This window comes from Marilutibacter aestuarii (genome assembly GCF_006546775.1).
Lineage (GTDB): Bacteria > Pseudomonadota > Gammaproteobacteria > Xanthomonadales > Xanthomonadaceae > Marilutibacter > Marilutibacter aestuarii.
Map to the genome: position 1 here is coordinate 1 of NZ_VICE01000073.1, position 11496 is coordinate 11496.

An 11496-nucleotide genomic window follows, 5' to 3' on the forward strand; every position below is an offset into this window, starting at 1 on the left:
GAAGCGCCGGCCGCCCAGCGCGAACTTCGCCTGTACGGCCTCAATGCCGTGCGCGCGATGTTCGCCCGCCGTCCAGACGCATTGCGCAAGTTGTACCTGGCCGAATCGCGCATCCCGGACCTGCAGCCGCTGCTGAAGTGGTGCGCGGCGCATCGCATCGGCTACCGGGTCGTTGCCGAGGACGACCTGCGCAGGCTCGCCGCCAGCAGCCACCATGAGGGCGTCGTGGCCGACGTGCTCCGCACGCCCGCGCTCGACCTGTCGGACTGGCTGGCGATGCTCGATGCCGGGCCGCAGCTTGCCATCTGGCTGGACGGCGTGGGCAATCCCCACAACTACGGCGCGATCCTGCGCTCGGCGGCGCACTTCGGCGTGTCCGCCATCCTGCTGCCGCGCCATTCGACGCTCGCCCTTTCGGGTGCGGCGGCGCGGGTGGCCGAAGGCGGCGCCGAAGCGGTGCCGGAGGTACGCCTGGGGCGGCCTGAAAACGGGCTGGCCCAGCTCCGTGGCGCCGGCTTCCAGCTTGCCGCGACGGTCGTGGCAGGCGGGCAGAGCGTGTTCGATGCGACGCTGCCCGAACGCCTCGTGCTGGTGCTCGGCGCGGAGGGCGAGGGCATGGACCGTGAGCTCGCGCAGGCCTGCGAGATGCGGCTCTCGATCCCGGGCACGGGCGCGGTGGAGAGCCTGAACGTGGCCGCCGCCAGCGCCGTGTTGATGGCGGCTTGGCGCATGCGCCACTGAGGCCAGTGCGGATGGTCGAACCTGCTGGCATGCATCGCTGGTCGAACCTGGCCGATTGGCGCACCGACGCATCTCGTATCGCCCTCGGGGAGGCCGCGTCCGTCGCCGAAGCGATCCGCCTGCAGCACCTGCCGGGCCTGTGTGGGGTCTGCGGCGCGCGGCGTGGATTCGCCAACGCCGATGGCAACATGCGCGAGGGCCTTGCGTGCCTGTCCTGCGGTTGCAACGCCCGGCAGCGTGCGGCAACGCATGCGCTGCTGGCATTGCTGGCGGTGCCATCATCGTCGACGGTGCGCATCACCGAGCAGGCCAGCCGGCTGTTCCTGGCGCTGGGGCGACGAGTGCGGCGTTTGCACGGCAGCGAGTACCTGCGTGGTTTCCGGCAACGGCTGCGCCTGTCCGCATGGTTGTGGCGGCATGGCGCGGCGGTACTCGTGCGGCATGGCGACGTGACTGCGCTCGACGACCCCGGCGAATCATGCGATGGCGTCCTGAGCCTCGACGTGCTGGAGCACGTGTCCGACTATCCGGCGGCGTTGCGTGAATTCGCGCGGGTCCTGCGGCCAGGCGGGGTGCTCGTCCTCACGCTGCCCTTCCACGACTCGCAGGCGTGCAACCGGCGCATCGCCCGGCCCCGTGCCGGCGGCGGGATCGAGCACTTCGGCGCGCCCGAATACCATGGCGACCCGCTCAGTGGCGGCGTCGTGTGCTTCCATCATTTTGGCTGGCAACTGCTGGAAGACCTTCGAGCGGCTGGTTTCCACGAGGCAGCGGCATACCGGGTCCATGACCCGGCGGCGGGGTTGCCCCAGGGACAGTGGGTGCTGGTTGCCCGGCGTTAGGCGGGCGCCTGCAGGCGCCCGTCGCGGCCACCTCGAGGGGCCGCATGCAGGCGAGGTACCGGGCCGCGCTGGCCACCTCGAGCGCGGCCTGCATGGCGGGGGCTCCGTCCACGACCTGGGTGTTGCTGTGCGGCCGCGCCGGTGAAGGTCCGGCCGGCAAGGGGCTCGAACGACATGGCATTGCCCCTGGCCTGCGATGGGCGTTCCGCGCCCGTCCCGTTCACGACGCGCCTCCCCGCGACGCCAGGTCGGCGCCGCGGGTGCGTCCCGGGCCGGCTCAGTCTTCCGCGGGGGGCGTGTCCCGGGGTGCGCTGCCGAAGCCGTGTTGGACCTCGTTCGATGCCGCCAGGTAGGCAAAGACCGCATACGCGGCGACATTCTGCGCGAGTGCCTCGGGGTCGATCTTGTCGAAGGTGTCGTCCGGCGTGTGGTGCAGGTCGAAGTAGTCGGTCCCATCCTGCGCCAGGCGCGCCCAGGCCACGCCGTTGGCCGCCATCGGGCCGATGTCGGGCCCCGGGCCGCCCTCGCCGGGCATGTGCACGATGCCCAGCGGCGCCAGGGCCTCGGCGATCGCCTTGTCGGCAGGCTCGGCATACGCCGGCGCCGAGCTCGAGTAACCGTAGATGCGGCCGGCGCCGAAGTCGCTTTCCGCGCCGATCACGTGCAGGCCCACCTCGTCCTTGTGGGCCTCGGCGTACGCCTTGCCGCCGTACAGGCCCTGTTCTTCGTTGGCGAAGGCCACCACGCGGATGCTGCGTGCGGGCGGGGCAGGCAGCTGGCCGATCAGCGCGCCAGCGGCCATGGTGATGCCCACGCCTGCGCCATCGTCGACCGCACCGGTGCCCAGGTCCCAGGAATCCAGGTGGCCGCCGATCACCACCACCTCCTCCGGACGCTCGCTGCCGTTGATCTGGCCGATGACGTTGTAGGAGGTGGCCGTGCCCGTCCAGCCGCAGTCCAGCGCGAGCTGCAGGCGCGTCGTGCCGCGGGCCACCAGGCGGGCCAGCTGGTCGGCGTCGGGGACCGAAAGCGCGGCCGAGGGGATCGGCTGCAGGCCCTCGTCGAAACGGGTGATGCCGGTATGCGGGTTGCGGTGCGAGTCGGTGCCGGCCGAACGCATGACGTAGCCGGCCGCGCCCGCGCGGATGGCCGCCGAAGGGCCGCGGCTGCGGACGCGGCTGCCCGGGCCGTAGCCCGCGCCATCGCGTGCGCGCTCCATGCGGTAGTCGACGAAGGCGATCTTGCCGGCCAGCGATCCGGCCGGCGCGGCCTCCAGCGCGGCCAGGTCGGCGAAGCGCACCACCTCGCCCTCGACGGTGCCGCCGGGGCTGCCGCCCAGGGCGGTGATCGTCAGTGGCTGCGCGTTTGCACCCAGCACGCGAGCGTGTTCGCTGCGGCGCTCCCACTTCGGAAAGGTGACCGGCTCCTTCCAGACCTTGTCGAAGCCCAGCTCATGGAACTTGGCCTCGGCCCAGGCGACGGCGCGCGCGTCGGCTTCGCTGCCGGCCAGGCGCGGACCGACTTCGGTGGTCAGTGACTCGACCACCCGGTACGCGAGGTCGCTGCGCAGGGCGGCGTCGCGCAGGCCCGGCACCACCTCGTGCGCTTCGACGCCGATACGGGTCTCGCTCTCGCCTGCAAGGACGGGGCCGGTCGCGACGGTGCTCGACAGGAGCAGGGCAGTGGCCAGGGCCAGCAGGGTCTTGTGCATGGGGTTCTCCACGAGGGGCCGGAAAAAAGACGAAGCCGCGAGCTTAGCAAGCGCGCGGCTTCGGCCGGGGTGCCTCAAGTCATGCGTGGCTTGAGCGTTTTGTGCCGCAGCCTGCAATCCCGTGCGAGGTTGGAGACGAGCGGGTCATTTCCGCAGCGAGTCGCGGATCTCGCGCAGCAGCAGGACCTCCTCGGTCGGCTCGGCGGGGGTTTCCTCCGCCGCTTCCTCGGCCCTCTTGAGGCGGTTGTAGGCTTTCACGAACAGGAAGATCACGAAGGCGATCAGCAGGAAGTCGATGATGCTCTGGATGAACATGCCGTAGCTGATCGCGACCTCGGCGACTTCGTTGCCCGCGGCATCCACGGTGGCCGGGTCGAGCACGATCTTCCATTCGCTGACGTTGACCCCGCCCGTCAGGGTGGCCAGCACGGGCATGACGATGCCATTGACCAGCGCCGTGACGATCTTGCCGAAGGCCGCGCCGATCACCACGGCGACCGCCAGGTCGATCACGTTGCCGCGTGCGATGAACGCCTTGAATTCGCTGACCATGCCCATCGGGAGCTCCTCGTGTGTGGTGGATACCGGGAGACTACCCGAATCGGGGCAGGGCTCGTGGCCGGCGGGGATCAGCCCGTCGCGGGCAGGATCCGGCCCGACAGCGACGGCAGGCCGTCGAGCGTGGCTTCGAAGCGATCGCCCGGCTGCAGGGGGCCGACGCCGGCAGGGGTGCCCATGAAGACCAGGTCGCCCGCGCGCAGCGCGTACAGGCGGGACAGCTCGTGCAGGATCTCCGGCACGGTCCAGATGAGGTCGTCGAGCGAGCCCTGCTGGCGGAGCTCGCCATTGACCTCCAGGCGGATCGCGCGGCCGTCGAGCGGGCCGAGCGTCGTGGCCGGGCACAGGGCGCCGATCGGCGCGGCATGGTCGAAGGACTTGCCGGTGTCCCACGGCAGGCCCTTGGCCTTGGCGGCCGCCTGCAGGTCGCGCCGGGTCAGGTCCAGGCCGAGCGCGTAGCCGTACACCAGCGCGCCGGCATCGGCAGGGTCCAGCACGCCGGTGGGCGCGTCGGCACCGAGCGCGACGACCAGTTCGACCTCGTGGTGCAGTTCACGCGTGCCGGGCGGGTAGGGCACCTGGCCATCGATCACGATCGCGTCGGCGGGTTTGAGGAAGAACACCGGCTGCCCGCGCGCTTCGCGGCTGGCGGGGGCGACGGCGCCCATTTCGCGTGCATGGTCGGCGAAATTGCGGCCCACGCAGTAGATCCGGCGGACCGGGAAGTGTTCGGAAGAAGCGTTGCCGTCGATCAGGACGGGGACGCGCGGCACTGCCGGCGCCTGGATGACGTCGCCCATGGGGGGGTGGCTCTTGGTGCTGGGCCGCGACGGACCCGGGGCGGTCAGCGTACCGGCGGCAGGCGGTGTTTTTCCAGCACCCGGTACTCGCCGTCCATGACCCGGCTGTCGCGGGCCACCGGCTTGCCGCGCTGCTGCCACAGGCGGAACAACAGCCCGATGGCGATCATCGCCGCGCCCACGACCACGCTGAACATCACCAGCACGGCCAGCAGGGCCACGCCAACGACGCCGAAGGCGACGCGCAACCAGCGCTGCCGCGGCTTGCGCGGCGAGGCGGCGGCGTGGACGCGTGAGCGGATCCAGCTGGGATCGAAGCGGAAAGCGTAAGCGGACATTCGATACGTCGTGACACAATGCGGCAACATCGCCGAGCGACGAGTATCGGACGGCGACCGGTTCTCCGTGTAATGGATTCGTTAACGATGCGTGATGGCAGTCAGGATTCAGACGGTTCGACCGCGCCGCTGCTGGCGCTCGAACGCCTGCCCGACGGTGGGCTCGTGGAGGTGGAGGCCGTGCTCGACGGCGATGCGGAATCGCTCGTCCTGTTCCGCGAAGGCGACGTGGTGCGCGGCTGGCTCAACATCTGCCCGCACGCCGGCCGGCGCCTGGACTGGTCGCCCGGCCAGTTCCTCCGGAGCAAGGAAGGCCTGCTGGTCTGCGCGGCGCACGGCGCCAGCTTCGAGCTGGACCGCGGCGAGTGCGTGGCGGGACCTTGCCGCGGTGAATCCCTGCGCGAAGTGAAGGTGCAGGTACGCCACGGCGCGGTCTGGCTGGGCTAGGGGGCCAGGCGCTGGCCGGCGATGCGCGGTGGCGTGCCGCGTCCGGGAGCGTCCTAGAACAGCAGGTTGACCATCAGCACCGTGATGGTGGTGTAGACCAGCGAGAGCGGCGCGCCAATCCGCCACAGTTCCTTGCCCGAATAGCCGGCCGGGCCGGTGATCATCGAGATGACCGGGTTGGATGCGGTCATGAAGTTGTTGGACGCTGACAAGGCCACGATCAGGGCGAAAGCGGTCGGGTTGCCCCCTGCGGCGAGGGCGATGTTGATCGCCAGGGGGACCACCACGATCGTCGCGCCGACGTGGCTGATCACCAGCGAGAACGCGGTCGTCAACAGCCCCAGCAGCAATTGCATGATCCACACCGGCGTGCCGCGCGGGAGCTGCTCGATGCTGTGGCCGGCGACCCAGGCCGCCGCGCCGCTGGAATCCATCGCCCAACCCAGCGGGATCAGGCAGGCCATCATGAACACGGTCTTCCAGTTGATCGCCGAGTAAGCCTCGTCGATGTGGATGACACCGGCGATCAGCATTCCCGCCACCCCGGCCATCAGCGCCAGCGAGACCGGCAGGCGCGAGGACAGCGCAAGCAGCATGGCGACGGCGAAGATGCCCATCGCGATCTTGAACTTGTGCGGTCGCTGCTCGCCCTTGGGATAGTCGGTGACCACCACCAGGTCCTTGCCGGCCGCGGCCTTGGCCAGGTCGGTCCAGATGCTGTGCAGGACCAGCATGTCGCCCGAGCGCAGCGGCTGGTTGCGCACGTCCTCGCGCAGCACGTCCTTTTCGCGGTTGATCGCCAGCAGGCTGATGCCGCGCTGCTTGCGCAGCTCGAGCTCGCGGCCGGTCTTGCCGATGAAGCTCGACGTCGGCGGGATCACGGCCTCGGAGATGCCGGCGCGACTGGGGTTGAAGAGGTCGCCGAAATTGCGCAGGCGCGAGGTCAGGCGCAGGAAGTTGTTCTGCGCGAAGTCCGCCACCTGCTGCTTGGGGCCCATCGCGCCGAGCACGCTGCCGACCCAGATGCGGGTATCGGCGGGGGGCGCCAGGCGCTCCTCGTTGTTGCTCTTGAGCGCGAGCAGCAGCGGTACGCCATGCAGGGTCTCGGCTTCGCCCAGCGACATGCCGACCAGGGGGCTCTCGGCGGTGACCGTCAGTTCGTAGACGTCGCCCTCGATGCCGTAGGCCTTGGCGAAGTAACTCTGGGTGCGCGCGGGCGTCACGCCCTTGCCGGCATCATCGCGTTCGAGCCGGTGGCCGAAGAAGTGGAAGTACGCCAGCGCCGCCGCCAGCAGGGTCAGGCCGATCGGCAGGGGCGCGAACATCTTCAGCGGTTCCAGCGTGGCCGCACCGGAGGGCAGGTTGCTGTTGGCGGCGACGAGGAGGTCGTTGAGCAGGATCAACGGCGAGTTGCCGACCATCGTCAGCGCACTGCCCATCATGATCGCGGCGGCGATCGGCAGCAGCAGGCGCGGCAGCGAGAGGCCGGTGCGCGAGGACAGGCGGGAGGCGACCGGCAGGTACAACGCCATCACCGCCGGGTTCTGCATGAAGGAGGAGTTGAGTCCCGCGATCGCCCCGGTCAGCAGCATCAGCCGCTGCTCGACCCCGTGCGCGCGCCGCAGCAGCCATGCCGCCAGGCGGTTGAGCGCGCCGGTGCGGTCGAGGCCGGCACCGAGGATCATCGTCGCGATGACGCTGATGACCGCCTGGCCCGAGAAGCCGTTGAACAGTTCGTCCGGTGCCACCAGGCCCGACAGGCCCAGCAGCACCAGCACGACCAGCGCCACGACGTCGGCGCGGATGCGCTCGAACAGGAACATCACCATCGTGAAGCCCACCAGCCCGAGGACGAGCTTCATGTCGGTGGTGAGCGCCAGCGTGGTGTCCATCAGGTCCGTGCGTGCCTGTGACCGGATCGTGGCGCGCGGCAGGGTCGGTGCCGCCGTGCGCCGATGCGGGAGTCGTGAGCTTCGACCGAGACTACCGGTTGCCGCGTGTTTGCCGGATCACGAACCACGAATCACGCATCCCGTGCCTTGTCGTAGAGCAGGTCCCAGACGCCGTGGCCCAGTTTCTGGCCCCGCGTCTCGAAGTGTGTCTGCGGGCGCCACGCCGGCCGCGGCACCGATCCCCGCGCACCGGCGCGGTTCTCCAGGCCGGGGGTGGCATCGAGGACGTCCCACATGTGTTCGGCATAGTCCTGCCAATCGGTGGCCAGGTGCAAGCGGCCGCCGCTGGCCAGCTTGCGCACCAGCAGGCCGGCGAAGCCGGGCTGCACGAGGCGGCGCTTGTTGTGGCGCTTCTTGTGCCACGGATCGGGGAAATAGATGCGGATCTCGTCGAGGCTGCCGTCGGCGACTTCGTGCTCCAGCACCTCGACCGCATCGTGGTGGTAGACCCGGACGTTGTCGCTGCCGTCCTCGGCCAGCGCGTTGAGCAGGCGGCCCACGCCGGGCGCATGCACCTCCAGGCCGAGGTAGTCGCGCGAGGGGTCCTGGCGGGCCGCGAAGCGCAGCGCCTCGCCGTTGCCGAAGCCGATCTCCATCACCCGCGGCGCCACGCGCCCGAACACAGCGTCGAAGTCCCGGGGCCGGCCCTGGTAGTCGAGGCCGAAGCGCGGCCAGGCCTGGTCGAACGCGCGCTGCTGGGCCGGCGTGAAGCGCCCCTGCCGGAGCACGAAACTGCGGATCTGCCGTTGCCCCTCGTGCACGGTGAAAGGCTTGGGCGGGGTCTTGCCGGCCGGCGTGTCGGGCGCGTCGCTCATCAGCCGACCAGGCCGTCCACCGGGCTGGATGCCGAGGCGTAGCGCTTGCGCGGGATGCGGCCGGCCTTGAACGCGGCGCGACCGGCTTCCACGGCCAGCTTCATCGCGTGGGCCATGAGCAGCGGGTCGCGGGCGCCGGCGATGGCGGTGTTCATGAGCACGCCGTCGCAACCCAGTTCCATCGCGATGGCGGCATCCGATGCGGTGCCGACGCCGGCATCGACGATGATCGGGACGCTCGCGTTCTCGACGATCTCCATCAGGTTGTAGCGGTTCTGGACCCCCAGGCCGGAGCCGATCGGCGCCGCCAGCGGCATCACCGCCACGCAGCCGATGGCCTCCAGGCGCTTGGCCAGGATGGGATCGTCGGAGGTATAGACCATGACCTGGAAGCCCTCGGCCACCAGGGTCTCCGCCGCCTGCAGGGTGGCGACGACGTCCGGGAACAGCGTCTTCTGGTCGCCGAGGACCTCGAGCTTCACCAGGGCGTGCCCGTCGAGCAGTTCGCGGGCCAGCCGGCAGGTCCGGACGGCCTCCTCGGCGGTATAGCAGCCGGCGGTGTTGGGCAGCAGCGTGTAGCGGTCGGGCGGCAGGACGTCGAGCAGGTTCGGTTCACCCGGCGCCTGGCCGATGTTCGTACGCCGGATGGCGACGGTGACGATCTCGGCGGCGGCGGCCTCGGTGGCCAGCCGGGTTTCTTCCAGGTCCTTGAACTTGCCGGTGCCGGTGAGCAGGCGGGAGCCGTAGCTTTTCCCGGCGATGACGAGCGGATCGATGCGGTGTGGGGCGTTCATCCGCCCATTATCGCACCACCCGGCCGCGCGGGGGCGCCGCGCGGCGGTCCGATGGTGTTACTCGGGCCAGCGCTGCGGGACCCGGCGCAGGTCCTCGAGCGAATACCCCATCTCCCGCAGGCGTTGCAGGTGGGCCTGGTAGTCGGCTTCGGGGATGCTCGGCGTGCGCGCCATGATCCAGGCATGGTCGCGCTTGCTGCGCCCGATGATCGTCTGGGTATAGCCGGCGTCGACGTAGGTGATCACGTACTCGGCCCGGATGGGCCACACGAACTGCATCGTCCACACGGCGTCGCCGGTGCCGGGCACGACGCGGCCGATGGGGTGCATGGCCGATTCCTCGGCGTCGAAGCCGCCCTTGCGCTGCGTGTAGGTGGTGCGGATCCGGCCCTCGTCGTCGAGTTCGTAACGCTCGACCGCGTTGTAGGCGTCGCGCTCGACGAAGGTCGGGATGTGCGCGATGACGTACCAGGTCCCCATGAAGCGCGGGAGCTCGACCGAGTCCACTGGCGTGATGGTCGGTGCCTGGTGGGCGCAGCCGGCGAGCATCGCCGCGCACAGCAAGGCGAGGATGCGCGGACGCAGTACCGCGGGGAACGCGCTCATCGGCCGGTACCCGCGTGGGCGCCGCCGGGGCGGCTGAAGAGGAAGTGGCCCACGCCCCACTCGCGGCCGCCGTCGTAGTCGAACATCTCCGCGCAGGCCATCCAGAACATGCGCCAGCGTTGCACCCAGAGCGTGGCCTGCGCCTCGCCGTGCACCCGTGCCAGCACCTCCTTTACGGCATCGCCATGGCGGTCCTGCCGCGACAGCCACTGGTTCGCCGTGCGGGCATAGTGGCGCCCGTCCAGCAGCCAGCGGCGCTCCAGCGACAGGTGGTCCTGGAACCAGGCCAGGGTATCGGCCGACGGCATCAGTCCGCCGGTGAAGAAATGGCGGCCCATCCAGTTGTCCTCGCCCTCGGTCTCGAACGGATACATCAGCGTGCGATTCAGGAACACGTGCACGAAGAGCTTGCCGCCCGGTCGCAGCCAGCCGGCGATGCGCTCCATCAGGACGGCGTAGTTGCGCACGTGCTCGAACATCTCGACCGACACGCAGCGGTCGTAGGCCGCCGCGTCGAGCTCCAGCACGTTGACGTCCTCGGTGATGACCCGCACGTGGTCGAAGCCGCGCTGGTGGCACTGGGCGCGGATGTGCTCGCGCTGCGCCGCCGAATTGGACACCGCGGTGATCCGGGCGTTGGGGTAGCGCTCGGCCATCCACAGCGTCAGCGAGCCCCAGCCGCAGCCCAGCTCCAGGATGTCCTGGCCGTCCACCAGTCCGGCCCGCTCGCCGTAGAGCGCGAGCATCGCCTCCTCGGCTTCGTCCAGGCTTTCGTTGCCCTCCGGGTAGTAGCAGGCCGAGTACTTCAGCCGGTTGCCCAGGCAGAGCCTGAAGAACTCCGGCGGCAGCTCGTAGTGCTGGGCGTTGGCGGCGTCGGCATGGATGGCCACCGGGCTGCCGCGGAGCATGGCCAGGCGTGCCTCGAACCGGCGTGCTTCGCCGGCCCAGCCCCCGGCGCGCTCTTCGTGCAGGCGCTGTCGGCACAGGCGCCGGATGCCGTGCCGGAGCAGCGTGTCGGGGATCCAGCCGCGTTCGGCCAGTCCGATCAGGCCGGGCCCGGGGCGCTCGTGATGGAGGGTGGACTCAATCCGCGCGTTCATGATGACCTCGCTGGGACGTGGGGGAGGAAGGCGAGCGCGGGAACCACGGAAACAGCATCGGCGTGGTTTGCTGGTAGCGGCGATAGTCCTCGCCACGGCTGCGCAAGGCCTGGGCCTCGGTGAAGGGGATGCCGCTGATCCAGCGCAGGAACGCGTACATCACGAGGGGGCCGGCCCAGGCCAGCCATGCGACGGGAGAACCGACGGCCAGGCACACGTAGGCGAACCAGTGCAGCCACTCGAAGAAGTAGTTCGGATGGCGCGAGTAGCGCCAGAGCCCGCTCCGGCAGACGCGGCCGCGGTTGCCCGGATCGGCGCGGAAGCGCGCCAGTTGACGGTCCGCGACCGCTTCGCCCGCCACGGCAAGCCCCCAGGTCGCGATGGCCGCCACGGTCCAGACCCCGAAGCCGTCGGCCGGGTTGGCGGCCACGGCCAGGAAGGGCAGCGCGAACAGCACCACCAGCAGGGCCTGTGCCTGGAAGAACAGGAAGAACAAGCCCTGGTGGCCGTTCCAGTGCCGGCGCAGGTAGGCGTAGCGACCGTCTTCGTCTTCGTCCCGGACGCGCTGCCAGAGGTGGCGCGCCAGGCGGAATCCCCACAGCCCGCCGAGCATGGCCAGCAGTACCCGTGGCAGGAGGGCGCCGGTGCCCAGCGCGGCGAGGACCACCGCCGAGGCACCAACGCCCCCGGCCCAGACCACGTCGACGATGCCCGTGTTGGCGTGGCGCCGCTGCCAGGTCCAGGCCACGGCCATCGCCAGCGCGGCCAGGACCCACACCACCAGGAGATCGG

Annotated in this window: 13 protein-coding genes; 3 read left to right on the forward strand and 10 right to left on the reverse strand. The window is 70.3% G+C overall.

Annotated features, from left to right (window positions below; genetic code table 11):
- The coding region (locus FKV25_RS07730) for a TrmH family RNA methyltransferase (RefSeq protein ID WP_246072009.1) at nt 1-741 on the forward strand (741 nt) is incomplete at its 5' end.
- Nucleotides 742-770: 29 nt separating this feature from the next.
- The gene (locus FKV25_RS07735) at nt 771-1583 is read left to right on the forward strand and encodes a class I SAM-dependent methyltransferase (protein ID WP_141518216.1); all 813 of its coding nucleotides are present in this window, start codon (nt 771-773) and stop codon (nt 1581-1583) included.
- Nucleotides 1584-1860: 277 nt separating this feature from the next.
- On the opposite strand, the gene FKV25_RS07740 is transcribed toward FKV25_RS07735, so the two are convergent.
- The 4 genes from FKV25_RS07740 to FKV25_RS07755 all read right to left on the reverse strand — a co-directional run bounded on the left by FKV25_RS07740 (nt 1861) and on the right by FKV25_RS07755 (nt 4990).
- Complete coding sequence (locus FKV25_RS07740; RefSeq protein ID WP_141518217.1) at nt 1861-3294, reverse strand: M28 family peptidase; 1434 nt, start codon at nt 3292-3294, stop codon at nt 1861-1863.
- Nucleotides 3295-3438: 144 nt separating this feature from the next.
- Entirely contained in the window at nt 3439-3852 is a 414-nt protein-coding gene (gene mscL / locus FKV25_RS07745) for a large-conductance mechanosensitive channel protein MscL (RefSeq protein WP_141518218.1), read from the reverse strand.
- A gap of 71 nt (nt 3853-3923) precedes the next feature.
- Nucleotides 3924-4652: a fumarylacetoacetate hydrolase family protein gene (locus FKV25_RS07750; RefSeq protein ID WP_141518219.1), complete on the reverse strand. Its 729-nt coding sequence runs from the start codon at nt 4650-4652 to the stop codon at nt 3924-3926.
- Nucleotides 4653-4696: 44 nt separating this feature from the next.
- Complete coding sequence (locus FKV25_RS07755; RefSeq protein ID WP_246072010.1) at nt 4697-4990, reverse strand: hypothetical protein; 294 nt, start codon at nt 4988-4990, stop codon at nt 4697-4699.
- An 87-nt stretch (nt 4991-5077) separates the two neighbouring features.
- Between FKV25_RS07755 and FKV25_RS07760 the strand changes: the two genes are divergently transcribed.
- Nucleotides 5078-5437 carry a Rieske (2Fe-2S) protein gene (locus FKV25_RS07760; RefSeq protein ID WP_141518220.1) on the forward strand — a complete coding sequence of 120 codons (360 nt, stop codon included), beginning with the start codon at nt 5078-5080 and terminating at the stop codon, nt 5435-5437.
- Nucleotides 5438-5490: 53 nt separating this feature from the next.
- On the opposite strand, the gene FKV25_RS07765 is transcribed toward FKV25_RS07760, so the two are convergent.
- The 6 genes from FKV25_RS07765 to FKV25_RS07790 form a co-directional block, all read right to left on the reverse strand.
- Nucleotides 5491-7329: an SLC13 family permease gene (locus tag FKV25_RS07765; RefSeq protein WP_141518221.1), complete on the reverse strand. Its 1839-nt coding sequence runs from the start codon at nt 7327-7329 to the stop codon at nt 5491-5493.
- A gap of 131 nt (nt 7330-7460) precedes the next feature.
- On the reverse strand, nt 7461-8204 hold the full coding sequence (gene trmB, locus FKV25_RS07770; protein ID WP_141518222.1) for a tRNA (guanosine(46)-N7)-methyltransferase TrmB: 744 nt from the start codon (nt 8202-8204) through the stop codon (nt 7461-7463).
- Nucleotides 8204-8998 carry a thiazole synthase gene (locus FKV25_RS07775; protein ID WP_141518223.1) on the reverse strand — a complete coding sequence of 265 codons (795 nt, stop codon included), beginning with the start codon at nt 8996-8998 and terminating at the stop codon, nt 8204-8206. The genes trmB and FKV25_RS07775 overlap by 1 nt, the downstream gene beginning before the upstream one ends.
- A 57-nt stretch (nt 8999-9055) precedes the next feature.
- On the reverse strand, nt 9056-9604 hold the full coding sequence (locus FKV25_RS07780; protein ID WP_141518224.1) for a lipocalin family protein: 549 nt from the start codon (nt 9602-9604) through the stop codon (nt 9056-9058).
- Complete coding sequence (locus tag FKV25_RS07785) at nt 9601-10704, reverse strand: SAM-dependent methyltransferase (RefSeq protein ID WP_141518225.1); 1104 nt, start codon at nt 10702-10704, stop codon at nt 9601-9603. The genes FKV25_RS07780 and FKV25_RS07785 overlap by 4 nt, the downstream gene beginning before the upstream one ends.
- Nucleotides 10688-11458, reverse strand: coding sequence for a DUF1295 domain-containing protein (locus tag FKV25_RS07790; protein WP_141518258.1), 771 nt, complete (start codon nt 11456-11458; stop codon nt 10688-10690). The genes FKV25_RS07785 and FKV25_RS07790 overlap by 17 nt, the downstream gene beginning before the upstream one ends.
- Between the last annotated feature and the right edge of the window lie 38 nt (nt 11459-11496).